This is a genomic window from Mariprofundus aestuarium, assembly GCF_002795805.1.
In the GTDB taxonomy this organism is placed as follows: Bacteria; Pseudomonadota; Zetaproteobacteria; order Mariprofundales; family Mariprofundaceae; genus Mariprofundus; species Mariprofundus aestuarium.
Genome location: NZ_CP018799.1, coordinates 1,275,191 through 1,300,589, shown reverse-complemented (window position 1 = coordinate 1,300,589; position 25,399 = coordinate 1,275,191). Strand labels below are relative to the sequence as shown.

27 protein-coding genes and 1 tRNA gene are annotated in these 25,399 nt (G+C 47.3%); 13 read left to right on the top strand and 15 right to left on the bottom strand.

Going from position 1 to position 25,399, the window contains the following annotated elements; all coding sequences use genetic code 11:
* Positions 1-24 precede the first annotated feature (24 nt).
* The gene (locus Ga0123461_RS06355; protein ID WP_100277568.1) at positions 25-453 is read left to right on the top strand and encodes a hypothetical protein; all 429 of its coding nucleotides are present in this window, start codon (positions 25-27) and stop codon (positions 451-453) included.
* Positions 454-816: 363 nt separating this feature from the next.
* The gene (locus Ga0123461_RS06350; RefSeq protein ID WP_100277567.1) at positions 817-2,919 is read left to right on the top strand and encodes a PAS domain-containing protein; all 2,103 of its coding nucleotides are present in this window, start codon (positions 817-819) and stop codon (positions 2,917-2,919) included.
* 156 nt (positions 2,920-3,075) lie between these two features.
* Here the strand turns inward: Ga0123461_RS06350 and Ga0123461_RS06345 are convergent, their stop codons facing one another.
* Together Ga0123461_RS06345 and Ga0123461_RS06340 are read right to left on the bottom strand one after the other, a co-directional pair.
* On the bottom strand, positions 3,076-4,182 hold the full coding sequence (locus tag Ga0123461_RS06345; RefSeq protein WP_100277566.1) for an adenylate/guanylate cyclase domain-containing protein: 1,107 nt from the start codon (positions 4,180-4,182) through the stop codon (positions 3,076-3,078).
* Between the two features lie 314 nt (positions 4,183-4,496).
* Positions 4,497-4,679 (bottom strand): DUF2934 domain-containing protein, encoded by a 183-nt coding sequence (locus Ga0123461_RS06340; protein ID WP_157819263.1) that lies wholly within the window; start codon positions 4,677-4,679, stop codon positions 4,497-4,499.
* A 325-nt stretch (positions 4,680-5,004) separates the two neighbouring features.
* Between Ga0123461_RS06340 and Ga0123461_RS06335 the strand changes: the two genes are divergently transcribed.
* Positions 5,005-5,385 carry a hypothetical protein gene (locus Ga0123461_RS06335; protein WP_100277564.1) on the top strand — a complete coding sequence of 127 codons (381 nt, stop codon included), beginning with the start codon at positions 5,005-5,007 and terminating at the stop codon, positions 5,383-5,385.
* A gap of 142 nt (positions 5,386-5,527) precedes the next feature.
* The gene (locus tag Ga0123461_RS06330) at positions 5,528-6,709 is read left to right on the top strand and encodes an iron-containing alcohol dehydrogenase (RefSeq protein ID WP_100277563.1); all 1,182 of its coding nucleotides are present in this window, start codon (positions 5,528-5,530) and stop codon (positions 6,707-6,709) included.
* Here Ga0123461_RS06330 and pgsA read toward each other — a convergent pair.
* The gene (pgsA, locus tag Ga0123461_RS06325; RefSeq protein WP_100277562.1) at positions 6,681-7,268 is read right to left on the bottom strand and encodes a CDP-diacylglycerol--glycerol-3-phosphate 3-phosphatidyltransferase; all 588 of its coding nucleotides are present in this window, start codon (positions 7,266-7,268) and stop codon (positions 6,681-6,683) included. The genes Ga0123461_RS06330 and pgsA overlap by 29 nt on opposite strands.
* Before the next feature lie 160 nt (positions 7,269-7,428).
* Positions 7,429-8,220, bottom strand: a complete 792-nt coding sequence (mazG, locus tag Ga0123461_RS06320) for a nucleoside triphosphate pyrophosphohydrolase (RefSeq protein ID WP_100277561.1) — start codon at positions 8,218-8,220, stop codon at positions 7,429-7,431.
* A 33-nt stretch (positions 8,221-8,253) separates the two neighbouring features.
* Here mazG and Ga0123461_RS06315 point away from each other — a divergent pair, with 33 nt between their 5' ends.
* The 3 genes from Ga0123461_RS06315 (at position 8,254) to Ga0123461_RS12350 (ending at position 10,190) form a co-directional block, all read left to right on the top strand.
* On the top strand, positions 8,254-8,550 hold the full coding sequence (locus Ga0123461_RS06315) for a hypothetical protein (protein ID WP_157819262.1): 297 nt from the start codon (positions 8,254-8,256) through the stop codon (positions 8,548-8,550).
* A gap of 196 nt (positions 8,551-8,746) precedes the next feature.
* Positions 8,747-9,208 (top strand): hypothetical protein, encoded by a 462-nt coding sequence (locus Ga0123461_RS06310; protein ID WP_100277559.1) that lies wholly within the window; start codon positions 8,747-8,749, stop codon positions 9,206-9,208.
* Positions 9,209-10,022: 814 nt separating this feature from the next.
* Positions 10,023-10,190, top strand: a complete 168-nt coding sequence (locus tag Ga0123461_RS12350; protein ID WP_157819261.1) for a hypothetical protein — start codon at positions 10,023-10,025, stop codon at positions 10,188-10,190.
* On the opposite strand, the gene Ga0123461_RS06300 is transcribed toward Ga0123461_RS12350, so the two are convergent.
* The 4 genes from Ga0123461_RS06300 to Ga0123461_RS06285 form a co-directional block, all read right to left on the bottom strand.
* On the bottom strand, positions 10,178-10,924 hold the full coding sequence (locus Ga0123461_RS06300; protein ID WP_232710051.1) for an Arm DNA-binding domain-containing protein: 747 nt from the start codon (positions 10,922-10,924) through the stop codon (positions 10,178-10,180). The two genes, Ga0123461_RS12350 and Ga0123461_RS06300, sit on opposite strands and share 13 nt — an antisense overlap.
* A 534-nt stretch (positions 10,925-11,458) precedes the next feature.
* A complete protein-coding gene (locus Ga0123461_RS06295) occupies positions 11,459-12,856 on the bottom strand; it encodes a DcaP family trimeric outer membrane transporter (protein WP_157819260.1) in 1,398 nt (465 codons plus the stop codon).
* A complete protein-coding gene (locus Ga0123461_RS06290) occupies positions 12,853-13,341 on the bottom strand; it encodes a cytochrome c (RefSeq protein ID WP_100277556.1) in 489 nt (162 codons plus the stop codon). Before Ga0123461_RS06290 ends, Ga0123461_RS06295 begins: the two co-directional genes overlap by 4 nt.
* A gap of 390 nt (positions 13,342-13,731) precedes the next feature.
* Positions 13,732-13,806: transfer RNA gene (locus tag Ga0123461_RS06285), tRNA-Glu, on the bottom strand.
* Between the two features lie 122 nt (positions 13,807-13,928).
* Here Ga0123461_RS06285 and Ga0123461_RS06280 point away from each other — a divergent pair.
* From Ga0123461_RS06280 to tadA, 3 genes are read left to right on the top strand one after another with little or no spacing between them, the layout of a single operon-like run.
* On the top strand, positions 13,929-14,912 hold the full coding sequence (locus Ga0123461_RS06280) for an ABC transporter permease (protein WP_100278711.1): 984 nt from the start codon (positions 13,929-13,931) through the stop codon (positions 14,910-14,912).
* Complete coding sequence (locus tag Ga0123461_RS06275) at positions 14,909-15,730, top strand: ABC transporter permease (RefSeq protein ID WP_100277555.1); 822 nt, start codon at positions 14,909-14,911, stop codon at positions 15,728-15,730. The genes Ga0123461_RS06280 and Ga0123461_RS06275 overlap by 4 nt, the downstream gene beginning before the upstream one ends.
* On the top strand, positions 15,730-16,188 hold the full coding sequence (gene tadA, locus Ga0123461_RS06270; protein WP_100277554.1) for a tRNA adenosine(34) deaminase TadA: 459 nt from the start codon (positions 15,730-15,732) through the stop codon (positions 16,186-16,188). The genes Ga0123461_RS06275 and tadA overlap by 1 nt, the downstream gene beginning before the upstream one ends.
* Positions 16,189-16,204: 16 nt before the next feature.
* On the opposite strand, the gene Ga0123461_RS06265 is transcribed toward tadA, so the two are convergent.
* From Ga0123461_RS06265 to erpA, 4 genes are all read right to left on the bottom strand, one after another.
* On the bottom strand, positions 16,205-16,849 hold the full coding sequence (locus Ga0123461_RS06265; RefSeq protein ID WP_100277553.1) for an RlmE family RNA methyltransferase: 645 nt from the start codon (positions 16,847-16,849) through the stop codon (positions 16,205-16,207).
* Positions 16,850-17,620, bottom strand: coding sequence for an ABC transporter permease (locus Ga0123461_RS06260; protein ID WP_100277552.1), 771 nt, complete (start codon positions 17,618-17,620; stop codon positions 16,850-16,852). It lies immediately after the preceding gene.
* On the bottom strand, positions 17,617-18,555 hold the full coding sequence (locus Ga0123461_RS06255) for an ABC transporter ATP-binding protein (protein ID WP_100277551.1): 939 nt from the start codon (positions 18,553-18,555) through the stop codon (positions 17,617-17,619). Before Ga0123461_RS06255 ends, Ga0123461_RS06260 begins: the two co-directional genes overlap by 4 nt.
* A 77-nt stretch (positions 18,556-18,632) precedes the next feature.
* Positions 18,633-18,998, bottom strand: coding sequence for an iron-sulfur cluster insertion protein ErpA (gene erpA / locus Ga0123461_RS06250; protein WP_100277550.1), 366 nt, complete (start codon positions 18,996-18,998; stop codon positions 18,633-18,635).
* Positions 18,999-19,139: 141 nt separating this feature from the next.
* Here erpA and Ga0123461_RS06245 point away from each other — a divergent pair, with 141 nt between their 5' ends.
* A complete protein-coding gene (locus Ga0123461_RS06245; RefSeq protein WP_100277549.1) occupies positions 19,140-20,093 on the top strand; it encodes an FAD:protein FMN transferase in 954 nt (317 codons plus the stop codon).
* 81 nt (positions 20,094-20,174) lie between these two features.
* Here Ga0123461_RS06245 and Ga0123461_RS06240 read toward each other — a convergent pair whose 3' ends face one another.
* The gene (locus Ga0123461_RS06240; RefSeq protein ID WP_100277548.1) at positions 20,175-20,942 is read right to left on the bottom strand and encodes a hypothetical protein; all 768 of its coding nucleotides are present in this window, start codon (positions 20,940-20,942) and stop codon (positions 20,175-20,177) included.
* 48 nt (positions 20,943-20,990) lie between these two features.
* Complete coding sequence (locus Ga0123461_RS06235) at positions 20,991-21,515, bottom strand: hypothetical protein (protein WP_157819259.1); 525 nt, start codon at positions 21,513-21,515, stop codon at positions 20,991-20,993.
* A gap of 462 nt (positions 21,516-21,977) precedes the next feature.
* Here Ga0123461_RS06235 and Ga0123461_RS06230 point away from each other — a divergent pair, with 462 nt between their 5' ends.
* Together Ga0123461_RS06230 and Ga0123461_RS06225 are read left to right on the top strand one after the other, a co-directional pair.
* Positions 21,978-23,111, top strand: coding sequence for an NAD(P)/FAD-dependent oxidoreductase (locus Ga0123461_RS06230; protein WP_100277546.1), 1,134 nt, complete (start codon positions 21,978-21,980; stop codon positions 23,109-23,111).
* Positions 23,112-23,175: 64 nt separating this feature from the next.
* Positions 23,176-23,790: a hypothetical protein gene (locus Ga0123461_RS06225; RefSeq protein ID WP_100277545.1), complete on the top strand. Its 615-nt coding sequence runs from the start codon at positions 23,176-23,178 to the stop codon at positions 23,788-23,790.
* A gap of 55 nt (positions 23,791-23,845) precedes the next feature.
* On the opposite strand, the gene Ga0123461_RS06220 is transcribed toward Ga0123461_RS06225, so the two are convergent.
* Positions 23,846-25,396, bottom strand: coding sequence for a hypothetical protein (locus tag Ga0123461_RS06220; RefSeq protein ID WP_100277544.1), 1,551 nt, complete (start codon positions 25,394-25,396; stop codon positions 23,846-23,848).
* Between the last annotated feature and the right edge of the window lie 3 nt (positions 25,397-25,399).

Sequence of the window (25,399 nt, the reverse complement as noted above, 5' to 3'; positions counted from 1 at the left end):
AGTAATCAAACAAGGAGTCATTAAATGAAAGATTCAGTATTATTAAAATCTTCATCAGTTTTATGGGTTGTTTGGGGATTGGTCCATATATTATTTGGGGTAATGATTATCGGCGGTGATGCTGGCTCTGGGATACAAGCTATTGGAAATGGAGTTGATCTAGCCAAGATGAATTATCCTGATGTGTTGGGTGCCATTATGAACCAGCATGGATGGAACCTGATTTGGTTCGGTGTAGCGACAACTGTTGGAGCCGTTTTTATATGGAAAGGTAGTCTTACAGCTATTTGGGTTAGTGCCATGGTTGGCGGCTTGGCTGATTTAGGTTACTTCATCTTTCTTGATCTTGGTGGTTATGTAAAATTTATTCCTGGCACTGTGATGACAATTGTTTCGTTTTCAGCAATTCTATTAAGTGCAGGAGCTTACTTTAAAAGTAGATCAAACAGCTAACAAACACTTCGGCAGTAGCTAAGCACGCACTGAGTTCAATCCTTATAATCTCAAAAGAAACCTGAATGTCCGGGTTTGGCCGTAAATGACTGCTGCGCATCATAGCGCGACCAAGAGAGCCTGGCTCTCCACTCTGTCTGACTAATGCGTGCAGCGAGCCAGCTTAATCAGCTCGACTGCGGAAAGGAGCGTGACCCACCACGAGAGACAAAACCGAGTCGAACTCGGCATATTTTAGATGCTTGACTGAATGGCTCGATTAAAGGAGCGGACATTAAACAAGCCTCTAGATTTATTACCTGCTCAAACACAAAGTAATTCGGCTATAATAATAACACTGGGTATCTCTTAAGGAGCGTAATTATGGTTGTCTCTAGTTTTCTGAGCAAAGCTGCAACCCTGTTAGCTTTGCTGGCAACCAGCTTTATCCCGGAAGCATTAGCAGCAGACACCTATGAGAAATCAACAAACATTCCTGTTAATCCTGTGAGCATTGCCCAGCGCTTAACGCTGCAAGCAGATGAAAAAGCATGGCTTGCCAACAGTCCGACTGTTCGTATCCGGGTTGGGCCAACTCCTCCGCTGCATAGCTGGGAGGATGGTGAGGCAAAAGGTATTTCCGTTGATTACATGCGAACGATCTGCAAAGGCTTTGGGTTGGATTGTCTATTCTTTACTGGGCTTCCCTGGAGCGAGGCGATTGAGAACATTGGGACTGGCAGGGATGGCGATCTGATTCTGACCATTAAGCGTACGCCTGAACGAGAACCGCTTATCAACTTTACACAGGACTATCTCCACCTTCCATGGGTAATATTTACCAGAACAGACAGTGCATTTGTTAGCGACATTGAGAACCTGATTGGTAAAACGGTCTCCGTGGAAAATGGCTTTGTCATGCAGGGATTACTGGAAAAGCATTATCCGGGCATCCAGTTGCACATAGCCACAACGATAAAGGGCGCTATTGAGGCTCTCGCTACCGGACAGGTAGACGCTTACGTCGGAGATTTAACGGTTGGCACCTACATGATCAGTCGCTGGGGCTTAAGCAACGTTAAAGTTGCAGCTCCAACTCCCTTTGGCTATCACACTCAGGCCATGGGCGTACGCAAAGACTGGCCTGAACTGGTAAGTTTGATAAATAAGTTTCTTACAGCGATGACCCCTCAGGAACACTCAGCAATTCAAAGTGGCTGGCTATCCATTAAATATGAACATGGAATCGACTGGGCTTTTGTCTGGAAACTGATTGGAACTATTGTTTGCATTGCCACAATTATCTTCGTTGTCATATTGCTCTGGAATCGTCGCCTGCAGCGAGAGATCGAGCTTCGCAAGCAGCTTGAATCTGCGCTACGTCACGGAGAGGCGCGTCTCGCTGCTGCACAGCACATTTCCCATATTGGAAGCTGGGAGCTGGATCTTATAAACAACAGGCTGTCATGGTCCGATGAGGTTTTTCACATTTTTGGTGTGACGCCCCAAGAGTTTGAGGCCACATATGAGGCCTTCTTGGGATTCGTTCATCCGGATGATAAAGCCGCTGTTGAACAAGCTGTTAATGATGCCATAGAAAAGGGAACGCCGTACAATATCGAACATAGAGTCACAAGAGCAGATGGAAGTGAAAGAGTTGTACATGAAATATGTAAGATACAATACGATGCCTTGAAAACTCCCACTCACATGATTGGTACGGTTCACGATATCACCCAACAGCGACAACTGGAACAGCAACTGCAGCACTCCAGCAAAATGGAAGCGCTCGGGACACTCATTGGAGGTGTCGCCCATGATTTCAATAACAAATTGGGGGCAATCACCGGAAATACCTATCTGGCAAAAAAGGAGGCTTCAGGGCTCCCTGAGCTCACCGATAAACTGAAAACCATTGAATCACTTTCATTTGAGATGTCTGAAATGGTTAAACAGTTGATAACGTTTACAAAGGGAGATCTCATTCAGAAAGAGGCAATTGATCTTAATGCATGTTTAAAAGAGGCAGTAGAGGGTTATAGTCTACCTGATGACATCTCTTTCCATGCTGATCTGCCAGAAAGTGAGTTCACCATAAAAGGTGCAAGCCAACAGATTCAGCAGATTATTTTGAGAGTGTTGGACAATGCAGTCGATGCAGTAGCAGAGACTCCCCATCCGTTGATACAAATCAGCAGTGAAGCGATAGAGGCCACTCAAGGATTCAGGAACAAGCATATAGCACTTAAAGGAACCCGTTTTGCTCATCTGGAGATAAAAGACAACGGTTCAGGCATAGCTTCTGAGAACATGGATCATATTTTTGACCCATTTTTTACCACCAAGGATAAAATTAGAGGCCAAGGTCTCGGGCTCTCCATTGCCTATGGCTTGATTCAGCACCACAATGGTACAATCGATATTGATAGCTCTATAGGGCTTGGAACTTTAGTACATATTTATTTGCCTCTAGTTGAAGAGGAATAGTTTTTTCTGATTTTAAATGTCTATAGAGCACAATAATATTCTACTCGAATGACCGGATTTGGCCGCGAGTCGCCTGTCGTGATCGGCAGAATGCAGTCACTTTAGGTTAAATGCCTCATTTTCACTGCAAATAAGGCCCGGCGAGCCTCATTAATGCTAGAATAAAGAGCGTACCCTTTGTATTACATCAAGGGATTTGACCTTTTTGGTTGAGTCCATGTGTTGAATATACATATCTATACCGTCGACATTCTTGTCTGCCAACCGGAACGGGGCCGGTTTAGACAGACGGTCATATGTGTTTTTTGAGATGCAGATGCTATCCGTCATACCGTGTTTCTGGAAATGTCCGGCAACATCAATGACATGATCACACAGGGCCTCCAGAGGCGCACCTTCATCATAAGGGACCTTGCCTGAGTTGCAGCCACAACGAATGGAGAAATCACGCTTAATAAACTTTTTGGTCATGTTGAACTGAACCATCGCATCAATGATCTCTCTGGCTGCGCTGACAGCCGCATCGGCGGTGGCAAAACAGCACATCACGCCATCTGGTGTCCAGGCAGCTTTAAGGTATCCGTGGCGATCAAATGCAGCTTCTATAAGTTTATTGTATTGACTAAAATCAGCCTCAACAGTAACCGACTCCTCACCCTCTTTCATGCCTGTGGAATCAACCACATCAATGGAGAGGAAGGTAAGATCGACTTTCATCTCTTCCAGATTACTGCGGACCTCCTGATAAAGCTCAAGCATCTCCTTTCTTCCTCCCTCGCCTTTTTGAATGGCAGGAGAGTCACTAACAACTTCTTCAATCGTACTTTCAAGTTGCTTTAGCTCCTCAGGTGCCTTGCTTGAGATTGGAGCTGTATCAAGTTGATCGATAGTTACCCTGAGAACAACGTGTTTTGCGTATTTCCGGATGCGACGCAGGGCCCAACTTATAATCATGCATACAACAAATATGGTTCCGATGAAGATAACGCCTGGAATTTGAATTCCGCCAATCACCGGCAGGTGCAGCTGATTCAGATAGGGAAAAACACTCAGGACCACCTCCTCAAGGTTGGTGAGGAAGGGCATATCACTATTGTGGGATACAAGGATCAGTCCAAAATACAGTAACAAGGAGAAGCCAATGATTAAGAGTGCAAATCTTAGCAACTTGCCAACATAGTATACGAAATTAAGAACGGGCAAGGTCATTCGGGCATAGTAGTAGCGCGAACCCTTGTTCATTGGTTTGTTAATTGCGGCCATGATTACTCTCTCCATCCCGTATACCCTCTTCAGCCAGTGCAATGAAGAGCATCACACTCCCTCTTTTTGTACCACGGGAGGATAGATACATGTCGACCAACTATTCGTGGTTTTCACTATAGCTGAATATACCTGGATTGCACTTATATGTGTTAATTGAGCCTTAAGCTGCCGATACTGTCCTTGGTTTGCACTCCGTGGAGGACAAAACATGGCACTATTGGAATGAGACTATCTTTATCACTTAATATTGCCTGCCATTCGCGGCAAAATTGCATGCGCAGCAAAAAAAATACGCTCAATTCATGACGTTGTTAGTTGCCCTTTCCATGGCTGTGGTGGATTTGAGCCTCCGCTTCTAACCAATCGTGTAGCTGACAGTCTCCTTCGAAGCCGCGTTTTTCAGAAAGGAAATAAGCAGCATTAGAGATTTTTTCCCTGATCTGTTCGGGATTTTTTTTAGCACTCCGATTTGAGGTCTTTATTTTTATGGTCATTTGTGACTCCATCTAGATCAGGCTGAAATTCTGACCAAGATATCCAAACTATACCTAAGCATGGCGATAGATATAAATTAAATCGCCACTGATTTACTCAGATACCTCTGAGTGTCCGTTGTTGGCCGCAATAAAATAAAGGGGTTGCAGAAATGCAGCTCCTTTTTTATGGCGAATTTGTACAGGTGGTTCACCTAGGCAGGGGGGGGGTGGACTAATCCAGATATCTTAGTGAATTTCTCTTTGTGTCTGCACCACCCTTGATAATTTGTTACGGCAAACCATAGTTTCACCACACTTGATATTTCACTTTGCGGTGGGTTCTATGGATTTTACAGCGACACTTGATGAAGAAAACAAACGAATAGTCGTTAAGTCAAAATGCATCCTTGATTTGCAGGTCATTAACTCAATCCGTACGGAGATAGTATCTCATTTGGAGGGGCGTGAAGGTTGGGATGTGCTTGTTGATCACTCGGAAAGCACACTAGGAGATCTTCGTTATCCTGAAATGAGTAACGTCGCACAAGAAACGATATCTAAGTTTGTTCCCTTAGGCGTTAGAAGATTTGCTCTGGTGGTTAATGTGGATGATTACGGAATGGGAAGAATGTGGGAGTTGCTAACCGCTGACAAAAGTTCAATTTCCACTCACGCTTTCAAAACAGTTGGGCAAGCAATTCAGTACTTAGATGAATCTGAGTAGTTCAACGCTATCTGCTGAAAGCTCTTATTGACCGAATGGTTTCTCATGACCGAAACCAATATTATAATACCACAATGGGTTCCTAGGTATATGCACTAGTCTAAATCTGGCCGAAATTGTGATGCCCTGCTATGTTGCAGGGATGCTTTCACCATTCTTTTTTGCTTCCACCCCGCATATCCATTTTGGCGCTGGAACGCGCTTTAAACTTGCTGAAATCGCACTCTCGTTCGGTTCGCGCCTGTTGCTTGTAACCGGAGGAAGGTCATTTGATGAATCCTCACTATGCAGTGAACTGTGGCATGAGCTTCAATCGGAATTTGAGTTGCGGCGCATCACAGTCAGTGGCGAGCCTTCGCCGCAACTTGTTGATGATACTGTTGCCGAACAGCGGAACTGGGCTCCTGATGTGGTTGTGGCTATTGGCGGTGGCAGCGCTGTAGATGCTGCCAAGGCCATAGCCGGATTGCTGCCTTCAGGTGACTCGGTGATGGAGTATCTGGAGGGGGTAGGGCGCGGAAAAGTATACAAGGGGCCTTCGACCCCATTTGTTGCTTTGCCAACAACTGCCGGAACCGGGGGTGAAACTAGTAAAAATGCCGTGTTGTCGGTGATTGGTGTAGACGGTTATAAAAAGTCATTTCGTGATGATGAGCTGGTTGCCAGACATATTATTCTTGATCCGGAACTGACGCTGAGCTGCCCTAAGGCTGTTACGTCATCCTGTGGCATGGATGCGTTTACACAGCTGCTTGAATCGTACGTTTCAACAAAGGCGTCACCGATGAGTGATGCGCTGGCTCTAAGTGGCCTGGAGAGGATCAGGGATTCGCTGGCTGTGGCTGTCATGGACGGCAGCAATCTTGATGCGCGTTCCGGCATGCTCTATGCCTCATCAATTTCAGGGTTAACGCTGGCCAATGCAGGGCTTGGATCGGTACATGGGCTCGCTTCACCGCTGGGCGCTTTCTATCCGATTCCGCATGGTGTGGTGTGCGGAACGCTGCTTTTTGAGGCTGTACGCATCAATATTGAGGCTATGCGGGAGCGAGAGCCAGAGAACCCCGGGCTGTTTAAGTATGCGGAAGCGGGGCGGCTACTCTGCAATCAGGATGAGCTTGGCGACAGAGACGCGCGGGATGCTTTGCTGAAGTTGTTAAAATTATGGACAGAGGAGCTGGAGATGCCGCGACTCACCGCTTTTGGTGTTAGTGAGGCTGATTTTCCGAACATTATTGCCAATATCAGTGGTGGTAGCATGGCCACCAACCCGATTAAACTGAATCAATCAGAGATTACGGAGCTTCTTCGTTCTCGACTTTAGGCTCTGCCGGATCATCCTGAGTCATCAATTCCGGCCACGCGCTTTTAATATAGTCATAACCGGACCAGAGAGTGAGTGCGGCGGCAACCCATAACAGGGTCAGGCCAATATCATGCATCGATATGCCAAGAATTTCGACATGCAGTAGAAGGGCGGAGATAGCGACCATCTGAAGGGCTGTTTTCCATTTTGCAATCAGGGATACATGAACCACGGTTGAACGCTCTGCCAGCCATTCGCGTAGGGCACCGATGGCGATTTCACGTCCTATGATGATCACAGCAAGAACGGCAGGGGCCATATCCGCCGAAACAACCAGAACAAGGGCAGCAGCCACAAGAAGCTTGTCTGCTACAGGGTCAAGGAAGCGGCCAAATGCGGTGACTTCACCACGACTGCGTGCCAGGTATCCATCAAGCCAGTCTGTAAACGACGCAAGAACAAACAGCAGTGAGGAGAGCCAGTAGCCAAGATCACCCGGTAGATAAAAAACTGCTATGAATACCGGGATGATGGCAACCCGGCCGAAGGTAAGTTGATTGGAGATAGTCCACTGCATAGGTTAAGTATTACCGTTATTGCCTTGACGTAAAGGGTTGTTCTAAATCATTGAAAATAAAAGTGTTTATTTCAAGTGGGTTTGTGTTGATTACACCACGTGTCTGCAGTCCGGGTTCGGAACCGGGGACCTTGTTGCAACCTTCATTCATTATAAGTTCCTAATTTGTAATGCCTTTTGCTGTTTTATACAGCTCTTCCTGCTGGTCCAGATCGAGATCACCAAGAGAAATCTCTTTTTCGTCAGCCAATCGTTCCATCATCCTGAAGCGATTCGCAAACTTCCGGTTTGTGCTCATCAGGCATAACTCGGCATCAAGGCTCAGCTTGCGGGCGAGATTGGTCAACGTAAATAGCACATCACCAAATTCATCCTCTATACGCTTCAGGTCGCCACCATTGGTCACTTCATGCTCAAGTTCATCAAGTTCCTCGCGCATTTTCACAATGACATCGCTTGCCCTAGTCCAGTCGAATCCGACGCGAGCGGCGCGCTGTTGCTGTTTCTGGGCGTATTTGAGTGCTGGAAGAGGTGGTATTTCATCCATGAGGCTTTTACGACCGGTATGCTCAGCATCCTTGAGCTTGTTCCATTGCTCGGTGAGATCCTTCGGATTGGCGTTGTCAAAAATGTGCGGGTGGCGATAGATCATTTTATCGATCAGGGCATCAATCACATCAGCCAGATCAAACTTGCCGGCTTCCTCAGCAATCCTTGAATAGAACAGCACCTGAATGAGAAGGTCACCGAGTTCAGATTTAAGAGGCTCCCAGTTGTCGTCACTGTCAGCGATGTCGATGGCTTCCAAGACTTCGTGAACTTCCTCGAGTGTATAGCGACGTAATGAGAGGAGGGTTTGCTCTTTGTCCCACGGACATTCCTCACGAAGTACCTTCATGAGTGCATATAACTTCTCGTAATGATTGTCTTTACCTTTAATCCTATCAGGCACCACATCTCCCTATGACTTTACATAATATCCATTATGCGACGTTATAAAAAGGAGCCACAAATGAACATAAAACTAAATCAATCTAAATTCGTTGATATTGAAGGCTTAACGGAAGCTGCCGCCCTATCCACTGATTCGGAATTAAAGACAATCATAAATTATGCTGAACTTGCTGCAAGCCATAATCCGGAAGCAAATCGTTATGAAGATGATTCGATGCATCCGCTTCATCAGCTACGTGAAGCATGTTTTCACGAACTGTGTCGTCGTCATGGTGACGATTACATGCTCCCAGAATCGACGCTAAGCGATTTCCGGATAGCTGCATGAGTCATCCATCATTTAAACCAAATCTAAACGCCTGTAGCGCGAGCACCGCCCGCCCCAATGGACGGACGGAGCGCAGCCGAAGGCGTAGCAAGGGTACTATAGTAACACCCGTAAACACTGACACCTGTGACACTATTCAGGCCCTTTTTAGCTTTTTTGGGTCACTACTAAATCGGACTGACAAGGAGGAGTACAGATGGTTAATAAGCGCATCAAAGTAACTTTGAGTGATGATGCAGCCGCATCTATTCGTCGTTTGTCTCAGGTGTCCGGTGAATGTATGTCATCCATTCTTTCAAGTCTGTTTGAGACCAATTTAGACCATATTGATCAAATTTCTGACCTTCTTGAACAATCTGCTGATATTCGGTCTCAATTACCTAACAAAGGCAGTAAGGTATTACAGTCTGTATTCGATCATATTCAACATGAAATTCAGGACACAGTGCCGATTTGCGACCCTGAAAATATAGTCTATAATCAGAATAATGAAGAAATATTACCTATTCGATCTATTGGTGGCCGCAGTTCTAGTGATGGCCATATATCTAATGATTCCGGTAATTTAGGCGCTTCCTGTAACGCTAAACCTGATCTATATACAACAAAACAGGGTAATCATTTAACCGAACCATTTCCGGGGTTTTATGATGAATAATTTGTCTTTATCCCTTAGTGGAAATCAATCGTTTTTGATGGTGAATCCCTCCTTTAATGACCATCAGAAGAGCGAGTGTTTAGTGCTTGGCCATCCACGGAGTTGTGCCCACGTTCGTCCACGGTGCTGTCCACAACACGAAGCCGCAGTGTCTACAGATGCGGCGCGAAGTGTTGTGTGTCAGGACGGTGGGCGACCTCGAGTGGGTGCAGGTCGGTGGGTGGCCCCTCCTCCATTAATATTGACTGGAAAAGCTTCTTATGATGTTTAAAGCCCCCCTATCAATGAACCGTCTAGCTATGCGCCTGGACAACACGAAGATTTATGAGATCCGGTTTCGTGTTCCACTCTGGATGAAGGAAGACTTGCAGAGTTATTGCGAGTCACATGATGTGCCCGTTTCACATGTTTTGCGGCAGGAAATCCGCAGAATATTACTTAACAGTCAGGAGCCTGTGAAATGAATCGCTTGTTTCTGTCGCGAAATCGTCGCTACACTTATACACGACCTGTGGAGAGTTGTGCCGGCTTATTTCCGATTTCTGAATATCCATTATGCGACGTTGTGTAATCTATTTATATAAGGCCGAAGGTATCAACTTGTTAGGCACTTCTTAAGCCCCCTCTCGACGGATGTGAAAACAATAACAGGTGCCATGCCTGGAAAACAGAAACCTTGAATAAAATCTAGAAACAACAACTTGGAACTGGGCAGCAGCACCCTGAAATATTCTCATTACTAATTCACGTGAATGGCAGAGTAAGCCCCTTGTGATATGATTCGTTCGTTCTAATAAACATATTGAGAGGAACTATGAGGCCATTACTGATTGCACTGCTGCTTTTTCTAACTGGATGTGGTGTAAGCATTAGCCCTGTTCCAGGTGTGAGCATCTATATTCCTGTTCCTGATCCTCAGAAAAACGATCATCGTGAACATGATAGTGACTATCAGGAAGAACAGGCCAATCAGCCAGACTGAGAATCCATCTCCATCTCCCCAGTTAAGTTTTCTTCGGGCCGCTTAACGCCTGGTGTCCACATGCGGCCAAGAGCTGAATCGAGCCCGGTCTGCGTTAAATAGATGCCCCATAGAGGTCCAGTTTTTAGCTGCACGACCTGTTGTTCGTGTAACCATGCAATATCGGTGCGCAACCTGTCAAAAGAGATCCTGTGTCCCCGTGAATCGAGCTCCTGCAGCAGTACATCTTCACTGGTTGCATATGCATTTGAATCGGCAAGCACTTGAAGAATGCACAGGCGGCGCCCTTCAATGATGCTCTGCTCTCTATGAGTCAATATTTCGGGGCGTCGCCCCCTGTTCTGAATTGGTTGGCGCTCCTGGGTGCCTTGGGAATCAGGAGGCTGAGTAGCTGTCCGCTGCTCCATCCGTTCCTGTTTTTTTATCTCGCCCGGATCAATGTTTTGCGCCAGTAGCGCCTTAGCTGCATCACGTTTCTCGCGAGCTTGCTCTATGCTAACCGATGGGTAGACACCCAATGCCAATGATTTTTGCTTGCCGTCAAAACGATACGCAAGCTTCCAGTACCTGCCCGATGACTTCACCAGCAAATAGAGTCCACCACCATCGCTGACCTTAAACTGGTTTCTGCCATGTGGCACTTTAGTAGCGCTGATATCTGACTCAGATAAAGCCATGTAGAGCTCCATTGTTGGTTCTTTTTGTGCGAGAAAACCACCCAAAAGAACCAACAAGACGGCACCCCTCTTGGTGTTGGTTCTTCGTGTTGGTCTATGGTATTTATATATGTCCAGATGGCAAGGCGAATCTTCTTTGTTAAATAAACAATGGTCTATAGGTGGCCCTTGTAGTGGAATGTGTTGGATTGCCCCAGTCGCTCCATATGTTGGTTCTTTGCGGGGTTCTAAATGAACCAACATTATAGGGTCTGCCTAATGGCACACAGCATTCATCTCTAATGAGCTGATTGAGGGGGCTGCCACAAGGCACGATCGAATCATTTTTGAGAGGGTAGGAGTCCCCTACCCTGATCACATATTTTCAAAATCATGTAGCTGTTTGAGTGTTACGGTTCCTGGTTATCGGGATAACTAACTTGAAGCTTTCAGGCTCACAAAGCATCTAACCAACCGCACCGCCTTTCGACCCTTTCAGGTCATTGCATCCTGCTGCGAACTCCTGGCACTTTACCTTAACTGAAGGCGCAATCCTCGCTCTTCTCACCAGCTACTATGAGTACTCAACAAATATCCTATCCCCTGCAGAGATCAGAATTTATAGACCGCCGAAAACTTCGCCCGCTGTAATTTTGCTTTCTCGCCGTTCTCCATCTTCGAGGTCGCATGAATGTACTCAAGACCCATACTAGTATTCATCAGTGGTGCCCAGAGCAGGTTTGCATGGTAGGACTGGATATAGCGGAAGGCTGTTGCTGGCACGACAGTGATGTCGTTATTGACCTGTGAGCGCGTAAAGACAAATGAGGAGTGCCAGTTGTCATCCCACCAGTGTTGGTAGGCGCCAAAGCCGGCCATTGCCCGCTGCAGATGGATGTTGCCTGCCGCATCGATCGCCGCATCGTTAAAGCTGTTATAGGAGACATAACGGCCAAGGGCGTTGCCATAAACATAACCCAGGCGAAGGTTGTCCGCCCCCCACAGGTTGATACGCGCTGAAGCGAAGAGTGCACCGCCGACCGCCTGATCCGTAACTCCGGCAGGCACAGCCCCAAGTGCTGCGCCACCGGTATCAATACGAAGCTGGCGCAGAAGACCGGAAACCGACACCTGCCCCCAGCTTGGCCGCCAGGTCAGTTTGGCCGCTAGGTCAGGGAGACGGTCATCATCAGGTACAACCTGAGTAGCCGTAGAGTCCAGCAGTGTCGTTTCAGGCTGTTCAAATGACACTTGGAAGTCGCCGCTATCAAATGGATGGGAATAACGGATAAGCGGCTGACGAACAAAGACATCTGCCGTCGAATCGTTGATCAGGTCTGGTGTGGTGCCGGAGTGCATGAAGGTCGAGTTCGTCTGGCCGATGGTAAAGCCTGCATACTCGGCATAAGCATGCCTGAGCCTGATATTGTGTGAATTGCTTACCCGCTCGTTGCCCGCTGAGCCCCAGAAGTCGATCTCGATCAGGGTTCGAAGGGCATCTCCATTTATAGGTGTATGCGTTTTAAACCAGAAGCGGCTATCTTGGGCTTGCGCGGAGAGGTGCCCCCTCTCGCCCCGTGCCGCAGTTAAAGATGGAATTCCAGAGGCACTCATGCCGAAGTTTGAGCTGCCGGCAGGATTGTTATAAGCGGTATTTAGCCTAATCTGACCACCGACGGTCAAGGTCGAACCGGCAGTAGTTATCTCAACTTCACCCTTCTCTTTTGGTGGCCCTTCCTCAGTGAAATCGGCAACCTCACTCACCTCTTCCTCCTCTATGACCTGCTCGGAAGCCTGGGCAGCGACTGTCTTCTCTGGCTGCTGCTGTTGGTTAAGTAAACGCTCCAGATCGGCAATCCGCTGCTTGAGCATCTCGAGCTCTTGTCGAACCATCTGGTTGTCGAGCTCCTCGGCAGCAGCGGTAATTGGAGCCAATAGTGCAAAACAGCCTACCGCAATTATGGTAAGGGATAATCGGGAGATGTTACGGTTTAGTCTCAGTTGACTCACTTCACACCCCCCGGCATGACCCGGAAGTTGTCATGGCAACTGTTACATGTGCCTATCATCTGATTCATTTTATTTCGAAGCGCTCTGTCCTTGCCTGAATCCGCCAGCACTTTAATCTCACCTGCCTGACTACTAAGTTTGTCGGCAAATCCCAGAAATTTTACTCGTTCGCTCTGATTAAGAGGCTGTTGCACCCCAAGAAAAGCAACCGATTTCGCTGATCTTCCGACCTCTTCGGCGATATCGGCAATCTCCCGAAAATATTTGGCCTGCTCTTTTTCGCTCTCAAGCGCTGAATCGTATCGGTTATAGGTCTGCGCTTTCAGGTTCTGCATGAGTACTTTGATCCGCTCATCTGAAACGGCATGAATATCGGCTTCGCCGGTGTTCTTAAGTTCTGCTCTGCCTGATGACGGGTCGGAAGCACATGATTGAGTTAGAAGTGTAATAAACAGGAGGCCTGCGAATACGCTTAGCTTACGCATAAAACCTGACCTCCATAAACACGCGTTTGAACTTCATATGTGCCTCCCATACGTCTGCGATATAGGTTTATCCTCTGATTAACGTTTCAATCAATCTTGCCATGGGTTATGTCGGCCAACAAGCATGCAAGCCTCTTCCCTCATCCACACAAACAAATTGGCAACCAGACCGACCACCCCATTGCTCCCTACATCCCATTAAAGTTTTTTGTAGCATAAATTTAGTATGTCTGTGCTATCAAAGTACAAATACATCCTGAGTTATAAGCATCGAGCTTGATATGATGTGTTTTCGGGAAGACCTGATCTGCGCTGGCCTGCATAACCTGTGCGCCCTGGCTGGGGCTAAGAAAAAAGCACCCACGATTGCTCGTAAGTGCTTTATTTTATTGGTACTCCCAAGGGGAATCGAACCCCTGTTTCCGGCGTGAGAGGCCAGCGTCCTAACCGCTAGACGATGGGAGCCTTTTGCGGAGGCCGGTTTCTAATGTTATCGATCCCCATCGTCAATGCCGAGATTGCCCCTGACTGTCTATTTATGTCTGTTCATCTGTTCTTTTTTGGTGCGCCTTCGCTATAGTCACGCTGTGACCCAATACCTTCTTAAACGACTTGCCGGCATGATCCCCCTTCTCTTCGGGATCACGATTATCTCCTTCGGCATGATGCATCTTGCCCCCGGCGAGCCAGTCGTGGTTGGCCAGGAATTTAACCCCAAGGTCTCCGCTCAGGATATCGAGCGCCTGCGCGCCTATTATGGGCTGGATAAGCCGCTGCATGAGCAGTACCTGAACTGGCTTAACCGGCTTGTTGTACTTGATTTCGGCAAATCATTCTCTGCCGATGGCCGGGATGTGATCGACAAAATATCCGAGCGGATCCCTGTGACCCTCTGGATCAACATCCTTGCCATGCTTCTGATTATCATCATCGCTATTCCGATTGGCATAATTAGTGCAGTTAAACGTGACTCATGGCTTGATAAGTGCATGACAATATTCGTTTTTATCGGTTTTGCTATCCCCTCTTTCTGGCTTGGTTTGCTGCTGATGATCAGTCTTGGCGTTAATATGAATCTACTGCCGATTTCCGGCCTGCACGATTACAACTGGCAGCAGATGGGCTTCTGGCAACAACAGGCAGACCTGATGAGCCATCTGCTACTGCCGATTTTCGTATCCGCGATCGGTGGCCTTGCCGGTATGAGCCGCTTTATGCGTTCCGGCATGCTTGAGGTCATCAGTTCCGACTATATCACCACAGCCCGTGCCATGGGTGTTCCTGAGCAGAGTATTCGCTACCGACTGGCACTTAAAAATGCACTGTTACCGATTATTACGCTGCTTGGCCTCTCTATTCCCGGGTTGATTGGTGGTTCCGTCATTGTAGAGCAGCTCTTCTCACTGCCGGGCATGGGACTACTCTTCTTTGAAGCGGTTATGTCGCGCGATTATCCGCTGGTGATGGGTATTACCGTTATTGGTGCGGTACTCACGCTTCTCGGCAACCTGATTGCCGATATCTCCTATGCGTGGGCTGACCCTCGAATCCGCCACGGGAGAAACGGATGATTGCATTTGCCAAATCATCTCCGCTTATGTTTGTCGGCGGCATTATTGTTGCCTGCGTAACGGTACTGGCGCTACTGGCACCGTGGATCGCCCCTTTCGATCCGAGTGAAATCAATGTCAAAGTGATCCTGCTCCCTCCCTCATGGGAGCACTGGTGCGGCACTGACACGCTTGGACGCGATGTTTTTTCCCGGATGCTCTATGGTGCACGAGTTTCACTGGCAGTCGGCTTTGTTGCTGTCGGCATCTCTCTGCTCATCGGGCTGGTGCTTGGTGCTGTTGCTGGCTATAGCGGCGGAAGGGTTGATGCGATGATGATGCGCCTGACCGATATGGTGCTCTGCTTCCCTACTTTCTTTCTTATTCTCGCCGTGATTGCCTTTCTGGAGCCATCGATCTGGAATATTATGATTGTAATCGGCCTGACCTCCTGGATGGGCGTCACTCGTTTGGTTCGGGCAGAGTTTCTCTCACTGCGAAATCGTGAGTTTGTCATGGCTGCTCAGGGGCTGGGTGTCTCCTCAATTCGGATGATGTGGCGATATCTACTGCCCAACGCTATGGGCCCTGTACTGGTCTCGGCAGTGCTGGGTATTGCCGGTGCTGTACTGGTCGAGTCCGGCCTCTCTTTTCTGGGGCTTGGCGTGCAACCACCCGATGCCTCATGGGGCAATATCCTGACTGAGGGCAAAGATAATATTCAGATTGCCTGGTGGCTCTCGATGTTCCCCGGCCTTGCCATCCTGATCACGGTATTGGGGTATAACCTGCTTGGTGAAGGGTTAAGGGATTACTTCGATCCTAAGCTAAAGCAGTGATGAAAGACGACAAATACTACATGAATATAGCGCTGCAACAGGCTGAAATCGCAGCGGAAAATGGAGAAGTTCCAGTCGGGTCCCTGCTGCTTCTTGAAGATGGCACGGAACTAATTTCCAGCAATGCACCGATATCCCTGCATGATGCTTCGGCGCATGCAGAGATGCGCGTGATCCGCCAAGCCTGCACTGTTACCAACAACTACCGCCTTAACGGCAGTACGCTCTATGTAACGCTGGAGCCCTGTACAATGTGCGCCGGTGCGATCGTGCATGCGCGCATTAAACGTGTCGTCTACGGAGCCAGTGACCCCAAAACGGGCGCTGTGGAGTCCCTCTACCAGATACTTTCAGATGATAGGCTGAATCATCAGCCGGAGATCTCAGGCGGTGTTATGGCAGAGCAGTGCGGTGATTTGCTTAAACGTTTCTTCCGCAGTAGACGCAAGAAGCGTTAAATCCAAATAAAACAGATCACTCGCCCTTAAAGTCGAGCCCGAGCAGGAAAAATTCCGGTGAGGTCTTGCGGCTGGCGGCCGGCTTGATGTTTTTGATGCGTTTGAATGATTGACCCAGTTCACGCCGGAACGTGTCATAACCTTCACCCATAAAGGTTTTCATCAGGATATCGCCACCGGGCTTCAAATACTGGCGGGCAAAGTGAAGCGTCATCTCATTCAGGCCAATCATGCGCATCTGGTCCACCAGCTTATTGCCGCTCATCTCTGGCGCCATATCGGAAACAACAACATCAACCTGACGTCCGTTCAAAGCATTTTTCAGGGCAGCCTGTCCTTCAGGGCTATCGAAATCGCCTTTTATCAGGGTTACGCCTGTAATCTGGTTAAGCTCAAGCAGGTCAATACCGATCACCAACCCATCCGGGCCAACCTTTTTGGCTAGCTCGACACTCCATGAGCCAGGTGCACAACCGAGGTCAACAACCACGGCATTCTTCTTGATCTCAAGCTTATGCTGATCAAGGATTTCAGTCAGTTTAAAGGCGGCACGCGAACGTTTCCCCTCTTTCTGGGCCTGTTTTACATGCGGATCATTGGCATGGCGCTGATACCATGCTGAGGTTTTCCGCGCGGCTTTGCTCTTAGAACTGAAACTCATTTATTCCTTCATCCTCCAGCCGCTGTACCATAAATACCAGCAGCACAGAACCGTAACTACTACCGAGCCAATAACAATAGAAATCGATGCAAAGGGATCTGTATCACCGATGCCGAGGAAACCGTAACGGAATCCATCGGTCAGATAGAAAAATGGATTGGCATAATTAAATTGCTGCCAAATCTCCGGCAGCTGTTTTACTGAGTAGAAAACGCCGGAGAGAAAGGTCAGTGGCAAAATTACGAAATTTGTCACCATCGCCACATTATCGAAATCCTTGGCCCACATACCAGCGATCAATCCCAGCCCGCCCATGATGATGCTGGCACTGATACCGTAGAGCAGAATGATGCCTAGATGCAGGAGTGTGATATCGACAAAAGGAAACAGCACGGCAAGAAATACAGTGGCCACAACCAACGCACGCACTACCGCAGCAGCCAGAAATGCAAACACCACCTCGACTGCTGAGAGCGGTGCCATCAGCAGGTAGATATGCATACCCATCACTTTACCCATAATCATCGAACTTGAGGTGTTGGCAAAGGCATTTTGCATCATCGCCATCATTGCCAAACCTGGCACCAGAAAGGTGAAATAATCCACCTCCAGTCCCGGCACATGCCGGTCCCCCATTGCATAACGGAATATCACCAGATAGAGCATCGCCGTCAGAGCAGGCGTGAAAATGGTCTGCATCTTCACCTTCAGGAAACGGCGAATTTCGCGTAGAAAGAGCGTCCATGTGCCGCGCGGGTTGATTGGCCTCATGCCCTGCCCCCAGCTTCCTTCGCTGTCAGGCGCAGGAATACATCTTCAAGATCTTCAGAGCGCACACCGGCATCAATGGGTGGCCCAAAACGGGAAACAGCCGCTTCGTATGCCTCATGAAAGGTCGAGCCGCCTTCAAAGTGACCCAGTTTCAGGCAGACCCCCTCGTCATTCGCCCTCGGATCAAATGCTGCCAATGCACTGTTATCCTCTGCAGTCAGCGTGACTGGCTTGCCATAGTTAAGCCAGAGGTGTGATGAAGCAATTTCAGACATCATCTCCTTCATTGGGCGTGCAGTCAGTAGGTTGCCCTGATCGATAATTGCAACTTGATCGCAAAGCTCCTCCGCTTCATCGAGATAATGGGTGGTCAGCAAAATCGTAATGCCTTTGGCATTGAGCTCCCGCATGAAAGACCAGAGTCGCCTGCGAAGCTCCACATCCACACCCGCGGTTGGTTCATCGAGAATAACCAGTTCGGGCCGGTGCACGAGCGCCTGTGCCACCAATAGTCTTCGCCGCATGCCACCGGAGAGCTGACGGGTATTTTTATTGCAGTGCTGGGTTAACTCCAGTCGATCGAACAGTTCATCAATCCAAGCTTCATCTGGTTTGCAGCCGAACAACCCTGAGGTGAAGCGCAGTACTTCGCGCGGTGTAAAGAAAGGGTCAAAGGCGATCTCCTGAGGAACAACACCTATGCGCCTTTTGCACCATGCACGATCACTGAACAGCTCTCTTCCGAAAAGAGTTACCTCTCCTGAAGATGGCCTCACTGTATCGGCAAGCATATTGATCAGGGTGCTTTTGCCTGCGCCATTCGGGCCCAGTAGCGCGAAAAAGCTTCCCTGCGGTACAGTCAGCGTCACATTGTTCAATGCGGTTTTGCCGTTGCCGTAGGTTTTGGTCAGTCCGTTGATTTCAAGCGCATTCATGTTGCCAACCCTACTCCCAATTGCACAAACAAAAAACGGAGCCAAATGGCTCCGTTTTAATCTGTAGTGCGATGATATCAGTAGCCAGAGTTATTGGCACAGCCAGTGCCGGACTCCGATGGCGTAAAGGATTTACCACAGCCACATGTAGATGAGGCGTTGGGATTGCGGATCACAAAGGATTCGCCCTGAATTGAGGTCTGATAATCGATCTCAGCGCCGTTAAGCAGGTCAAAACTGGACTGATCCACCAGCAGTTTGACGCCATGATTCTCAACCAGCGTGTCGTTATCATTAATCTGGTCATCAAATGTGAAACCGTACTGAAAGCCGGAGCAGCCCCCACCGGAGACAAAAACACGCAAATTCAGCTCTGCATTATTTTCACGCTCAAGCAGCCCCTGTACTTTTTCAGCTGCAGCCTCGGTCAGTGTTACTGTCATATAAAATCACCTCGAAAAAAGGGTCAGGAAGTCCCCTGTCTAAATACCTGAGCGGAATTCTCAGGTAATTTAATCAAAATATCAAACCCAGAAGAATTATTGTTTTCTTGCAAGCGATCTGATTGAGACAACAATGGCGCAATGTTGCGCCTGTTTACCTCCATGATTGTGATAGCGCTCGCCGCCTGCTCCGCACCCTCAGATATCCGCGACAGCCGCTTTATTATGGGGACGCTGGTGGAGTTCACTGTTGTAGGCGTTGATGACGAGGTAGCCAATACGGCAATTTCGACCGCCGCCAATGAGATGCAGCGTATTGAGGATCTCTTCACCGTTTATGGTGAACACGATAACAGTGTAAAGCAGTTCAACCGTGCACCAGTTGGGACCCCCGTCAGGTTGCCTGATGAGGTCAGCCGACTTCTTGAGGCTGCAGAAACAATCAAAATAGATAGTCATGGTGCATTTGATCCATCACTGGGGGGACTGAACCTGCTCTGGGGCTTTTCTCTACATGATAAACCAACAGCTCCCCCTCCCCAGAAGAAGATTGAACAGGCAACGCCTCCAGCCTTTTGTGTCGAAAAACAGGGGGATGCATGGATGCGATTGAATAAACGCTGTCAGCTTGATTTTGGGGCCATTGCCAAGGGGTATGCGATCGATCGAGGTATCGAAATACTGAAGTCACATGGCATTGAGCACGCTATCATCAATGCCGGTGGCGATTTACGTCTGATCGGACGCCACGGGGATCGGCCATGGCGAATCGGCATCCGCCACCCACGGCTTGCGGGCGAGGTGATTGAATCACTGGAGCTGGAGGGTGATGTGGCTGTTGTGACCTCAGGTGATTATGAGCGCTACTATCTTTTTGAGGGAAGGCGCTATCACCATATCCTTGACCCTAAAACAGGTTGGCCTGCTGCAGGCAGCCAGAGTGCAACCGTTGTCGCTGACAGCGCCATGCTGGCAGATGCCTGGAGCACAGCACTGTTCATCCTTGGGAATCAACCATTTCCTACTCCAAACAACTTGAATATGCGGCTTTTAATTGTTGATAATAAAGGTGATATTACAGCTAATACACTTTGATATTCAAATAGGAAATCATTATTTCGCCGCTATTGAATAATGGATTAAGGTACACGGGCGTAGAAAAAGCAGGACTCAGTTTCATTGGATATTGGTTGGTTGAACCATAGTTTTTCGAACTCTTTGAATCGCACGAAACCGCTGCCAGCGTTTAATATTGTAGTGTTTATAGAGCCATAAACAACCCACATCGAAGGCAAAATAGAACCCACCAATTCCACTGGGTGGGTTGGCACTGGGTATCCACGAAAGTTTATCAAACCATATTTCGGGCCATACCCAGCATTGATAATAGGTGCCAACGAGCTCTAAATAGATAACCATAAAGAACATGAGTAAAAAAAATAGCTTGCTCGATGGTTGGCGGTGTAAAAGCCACATAGTTACTATCATACAAATAAAACCAAACAGGTCTTTGGCCAAGAGTAACCAGAGGGATGAATAGATAATCATTATAGGAAAAAGAACATTATAAATACGTTGTTTATGCTTTAATACGAGGGGCTCTCTAGCGATATAGTAGATGCTCGCATAGACAATAGAATGTCCAAAAGGTACATAGATTGGAACATTGTCTAAGCGATAGGTGTACATGCCTAATACAAGCGAGAAGAGAACCTCTCCAAAAATGGCAACAAGTAGACCAAAGAGCATCAGTTGTTTGATTACTTTTGATACACGACTATAGATCCAGATATAACTTATAAAGACTAGGGTGTTGGTTAGCCATTGGTTGTAGGTAATCTGTTTAGCCAGCGTGGTGCTATCAAGAAAAAAGCTTAGCCATAAGACAACAAAAACAGGTAAATATATGTGCTTGTATTTGAGCCGTTTAATATTTTTGTACATTGCACACATATCCAAAATTCTTACGGTTTTTATCTAAACAACAAGTGTTCATATCTTTCTCAGGATGATGTTTTGATAGCGGCGTTTTGTTGTTGGATGCAGTAAGCGCATATAGATCCAAAAAACAATTATATTAATAATTAAATAAAACACTGCAATACCACTGGGAGGATTGCCGCTAGCTAGCCATGAGGACACATTAAATGCTGTCTCAGGCCAATCCCAGCAGCCTGTGGCCGCACCAATAAGTTCAATATAGCAGACAACAGTGAACATAATTAACAAGAATAGTCGCATTTTTTTCGCAAAATATACGATAGCCATAAAAGCAATCGCAGATAAGAAACCAAACCAATCATTTGCCCAAATCAACCAGAATACACTATAGAGTACCGCAAAACACAGCAGCGTTTTTTGGATGACAATTGTTCTTTTGATGGCCCATTGTTTTCGAGATAATCGAAACACTAGTGCGAAAATAAACCCATGCCCAAAAAGCAACCAAAGAGGGACATTATCGAGGCGGTAATGATACATGCCTAAGCCAAGAGAGAGAAATAGCTCAATAGCCATACCAACGAACATAGTAATTACCATCACATGTCTTATGCGTGCTGGATACGCGTGATATGCAATGATGAAGGTAGAAAAGGCAATCAGGGTTGCTAGCTCTTGTCCATAACCTAGAAGAAAGTTGTCTCCATATTGGCTATCAATTAGCAGGAATGTAGGTATGCCTAATAATGCTAGAATGATAAGTCGACAGTTCTTTAAATTAATTTCTCCCTCCCCCCCCCAAAAAAATTGATTCGTTTGTCGTTATCATTTTCGGCAATCATACAGCGAATATTTTGCTTTGATAGATTCAGAAATAATTATGTGGGAGCTCCTCCCACCAGTAAGATGATCGCTGTCTCGACAACTTCAAATATACCATTAATCTTAGGAATTCAGGTTGCTTTATCCCCGCAAAATTCTTAACCGGACAGTAGTGAATGACTAACGAGATTTCAGCATTAACATTATGGAGTAATTATGGATTTTGATGTTGTGATTATTGGCTCTGGCCCCGCCGGTGGCATGGCTGCTATTCAATGTGCTGAGGCTGGCTTGAAAACAGCCTTGTTTGAAAAAGTAAATCTACCTCGAAGAAAGGTGTGTGCTGGCGGCGTGGTTAAACGAGCCATTAAACTTTTGCCGAAGGATCTTGAATATCCAATTGAAAGCATATGCGACACGGTGGAGTTGCGTCTTCATGATCCTGAAAAGTCATTTCAAGAGCATCGAAAAGACTTGGTTACTATGGTCAATAGGGTCGATTTCGATTATGCCATTATTAAACACGCAGAAAAAAAAGGTGCGCAAATTTTAGATGGCGTTGAAGTGAAGTCTGTTATCCCTTGTGAAGAGCATGTTGATATTATAACTGCAAATAAACGTTATTCTGCTGCATATCTAATTATTGCTGAAGGAGCTAATTCTCGGATTGCCAATAACTTTTGGGATGATGACCGGGTCTTGGCGCCGGCCCTAGAGTCTGAGATTATGCTTCCTCCTGAGAAACTGAGTGAATTTCAAGGTGTTGCGCGTTTTGATTTTGATATCATTACTTCAGGTTATGCGTGGGTCTTTCCTAAAAAAGACCACATATCTGTTGGTATTTGTAGCTTTTCAAGCAAAAAACCTAATTTAAATAAGCTGTTCGATGACTATAAATTAAAAATAGGATTAACTGGACAGCATGAAGAGAGAAACAGACAGGGTTTTATAATTCCTGTTAAGCCTCGCCAGCAAACTTATATGAAGCAGCGAATGATACTTGTAGGAGATGCTGCCGGATTTGCAGATCCAATTACTGCTGAAGGGTTCACCTATGCTTTTAAAAGCGGTATTGAAGCAGGGCAAGCAATTGTAAAAGGGGCAAACCCTGAAGAGGTACACCAGCTTTACCATAAGGGAATTAATGAAGCTATCGTACAGGAGCTAAACATTGTATCTAAGTTATCGAAACCCTTTTATTTTTCGCAAAGAATGAGAAAAACTCTATTTAAACGATACGGCGCACGCTTGTGTCGTGGCATGGCTGATTTGATCGAGGGGAAACAGAGCTATCATAAGGCTTTAGCCAAACGTGCTTTTATTGCTCGCTTGATAATAAACACGAAGTAGCTTACCCCTTAATATACTGTTTTGGATTTGGATCTATTAGTCATATGAATACCTTGAGAGAGAAATGAGCACCCTATCTTTGAGACTCCTGAGAGCTTTTTGCGTCCTGTTTATCGGTGGTGCAGCTATAGGCATGCTTCATGAATATGACTCTGCAGTTGCAGCCGTTCTTCTCGCAATCCTTGCTCTGTTTTTCTGGCGAACATACCAGAGTAACCCCTCCACTCATCGGGCAGTGATTCTTATTGCTGGTGGACTGTTTACAGGTTTTTTTGGTGTGCAGGCGGAACTCTGGGGGATCAGTAACGGCTACTGGGTATATCACGACCTGTCTGATTCCCGGACTTTCGCAAGGTGGCTTCCTTTTGCATGGACACTTGCATTTGTTTTTCTCTATCGCATTGAAGATTTTTTATTTAACCACCTGAATCTCTACTCCCTAAAATCAAAGCTGCTTCTTGTCGCGCCCCTGTCAGGATTGCTGCCAGCATGGGGAGAGATGGTTGCGATTAATTTTGGTGCATGGAGTTACTCATGGGGCTATCAGATCTTTGGGGTCCCCATATTATCAGTTCTGTTGCTAACGGTTTTTCATGTTTGCGTTTTCCTAACGCTTACGTTTATTTGTCGAAAGTATCAGATCAACGACGGGGTCTATGGAAGTCACATCGGCCGATAGGCGACTGTCATGCTTGATAACCGGAATCAGTGACTGCCTGACTATTCCTTTAATATCACTTGGAGAAAAGTGTGAAACTGTAACCAAAGGATAGGGTCATTACCCTGGCACGAAAGTTTCCATTTACTGCCCCCATATAGCCATATTGTGCGCTCAAGCTAAGATCATCGGTAAACTGATAACCAAGACCTGCATTGCCCTGCCATACTAGGCCGCCACCCATAGCCAAACCACCACCACCTGCAGCACCAATCAAAGCCTCACCTTCAACGAACAACGGGCTACCAAATAGAGGCAGGTGTACTCCAGCACCGACAAGACCTGTCATGTAGGCTCCTGCCATGCCTTTATAAGCCGCAATCCCCTGCCCTGTCAGGAAGAGATACTGATATGGGAAATAGTCGATCTGGATGCCGAGAAGATCGACATTCAGGTTGGGGTGGTGTGTTCTCCAGTTTGCAGCTGCTTTTTTATAACTCTGATGTGTTGCCCGAACCCGGAAATGAGACGGATTAAAGCCGGCAAGATCACTCAGTGATACCTCCTCTTCATCCCGAATATTCGGAGTGTAGAAGTGATAACCCAACTTGCCCGCAACACTTACGGCCCTGAATGAGGCCCCCGGTGCCTTTACATAACCGCCTGATACCTCAGCGAACAGATGATCACCCAGTCTCTGCTGGAGAGAGAGATCCGCATTGACAAGGAAACCACCGCCAGTTGCCACGTTTCCGCCACCAGCAACGCCAAGGGATGAAGAGGCCTTCAGCCATGTTCCATCAAAAATCTCCATGCGGTACCCCAGACCAAGGAATATCTGCATGTAACCCGTGCTTTTTCCACCCATTGCACCTTCTGACTCGATTTTCAGGAACAGGTTATCATCAAAATAACGATTCCATTGCGCCCCTAAGAGTCGCATGCTCTTATGCTGAGTTCCTCCGTTATCAGCCTTTACACCTGCAGGAATTGAATAGGAGCGGTAAACTGCCATGAACTCCTGTTCAGCCTGATTACCTCTTCCGAAGGATGCTCCCTCCCACTCAGGAAGCTCCGTTTTTCCGGAAGCGATCAGCGTATAAAATGGATACTCGTAGGAGATATAGGGCTGGGTGCTGTGAATAGCCCCATCAGGGAAGTCGATATAACTCACGCCTGCCCCCAAATTACCCCAGTCATCTGATTTTAATTGGGCACCAACATGATAGCGCAGCATCAGACCACCGCCTGAGAGCTGATAGCCACCGCGCCCGCCACCAGCGCCTACGAAGAGGCCTGCATTGATCTCGCTGTACCTGTTGAGCTCCTTCTTCAGCTCAGTTGCCAGCCCAAGGGTGATAAACCCGCCTCGTTGCCCTGCTAGTGCCCCATACGATGAGGCTCCGAGGGAAAACCAGTCATTCACATCATAGAGGAATGAGCCTCCGAGGAAGCCCATTTTTTCGTTGGCAGGAAGGGTTACACTTTCGTAGGTGAGGCGAAATTTTGCAGGTGTGGGCTTAATACTCTGACCATTCACTTCTTCTGCAAAGGGTACGATGGGAAACAGAAGAGTAATGAGGCAGAGCGCCATGCAGATAACGGAGCTTTTTGTGAGGTTTTTCATTAA

Coding starts and splice junctions, on each gene's coding strand:
- Ga0123461_RS06355 (WP_100277568.1), top strand. CDS start 25: ATGAAAGATTCAGTATTATTAAAATCTTCATCAGTTTTATGGGTTGTT.
- Ga0123461_RS06350 (WP_100277567.1), top strand. CDS start 817: ATGGTTGTCTCTAGTTTTCTGAGCAAAGCTGCAACCCTGTTAGCTTTG.
- Ga0123461_RS06345 (WP_100277566.1), bottom strand. CDS start 4,182: ATGGCCGCAATTAACAAACCAATGAACAAGGGTTCGCGCTACTACTAT.
- Ga0123461_RS06340 (WP_157819263.1), bottom strand. CDS start 4,679: ATGACCATAAAAATAAAGACCTCAAATCGGAGTGCTAAAAAAAATCCC.
- Ga0123461_RS06335 (WP_100277564.1), top strand. CDS start 5,005: ATGGATTTTACAGCGACACTTGATGAAGAAAACAAACGAATAGTCGTT.
- Ga0123461_RS06330 (WP_100277563.1), top strand. CDS start 5,528: ATGCTTTCACCATTCTTTTTTGCTTCCACCCCGCATATCCATTTTGGC.
- pgsA (WP_100277562.1), bottom strand. CDS start 7,268: ATGCAGTGGACTATCTCCAATCAACTTACCTTCGGCCGGGTTGCCATC.
- Ga0123461_RS06315 (WP_157819262.1), top strand. CDS start 8,254: ATGCGACGTTATAAAAAGGAGCCACAAATGAACATAAAACTAAATCAA.
- Ga0123461_RS06310 (WP_100277559.1), top strand. CDS start 8,747: ATGGTTAATAAGCGCATCAAAGTAACTTTGAGTGATGATGCAGCCGCA.
- Ga0123461_RS12350 (WP_157819261.1), top strand. CDS start 10,023: ATGAGGCCATTACTGATTGCACTGCTGCTTTTTCTAACTGGATGTGGT.
- Ga0123461_RS06290 (WP_100277556.1), bottom strand. CDS start 13,341: ATGCGTAAGCTAAGCGTATTCGCAGGCCTCCTGTTTATTACACTTCTA.
- Ga0123461_RS06275 (WP_100277555.1), top strand. CDS start 14,909: ATGATTGCATTTGCCAAATCATCTCCGCTTATGTTTGTCGGCGGCATT.
- tadA (WP_100277554.1), top strand. CDS start 15,730: ATGAAAGACGACAAATACTACATGAATATAGCGCTGCAACAGGCTGAA.
- Ga0123461_RS06265 (WP_100277553.1), bottom strand. CDS start 16,849: ATGAGTTTCAGTTCTAAGAGCAAAGCCGCGCGGAAAACCTCAGCATGG.
- Ga0123461_RS06260 (WP_100277552.1), bottom strand. CDS start 17,620: ATGAGGCCAATCAACCCGCGCGGCACATGGACGCTCTTTCTACGCGAA.
- Ga0123461_RS06255 (WP_100277551.1), bottom strand. CDS start 18,555: ATGAATGCGCTTGAAATCAACGGACTGACCAAAACCTACGGCAACGGC.
- erpA (WP_100277550.1), bottom strand. CDS start 18,998: ATGACAGTAACACTGACCGAGGCTGCAGCTGAAAAAGTACAGGGGCTG.
- Ga0123461_RS06245 (WP_100277549.1), top strand. CDS start 19,140: ATGTTGCGCCTGTTTACCTCCATGATTGTGATAGCGCTCGCCGCCTGC.
- Ga0123461_RS06240 (WP_100277548.1), bottom strand. CDS start 20,942: ATGTACAAAAATATTAAACGGCTCAAATACAAGCACATATATTTACCT.
- Ga0123461_RS06235 (WP_157819259.1), bottom strand. CDS start 21,515: ATGGCTATTGAGCTATTTCTCTCTCTTGGCTTAGGCATGTATCATTAC.
- Ga0123461_RS06230 (WP_100277546.1), top strand. CDS start 21,978: ATGGATTTTGATGTTGTGATTATTGGCTCTGGCCCCGCCGGTGGCATG.
- Ga0123461_RS06225 (WP_100277545.1), top strand. CDS start 23,176: ATGAGCACCCTATCTTTGAGACTCCTGAGAGCTTTTTGCGTCCTGTTT.
- Ga0123461_RS06220 (WP_100277544.1), bottom strand. CDS start 25,396: ATGAAAAACCTCACAAAAAGCTCCGTTATCTGCATGGCGCTCTGCCTC.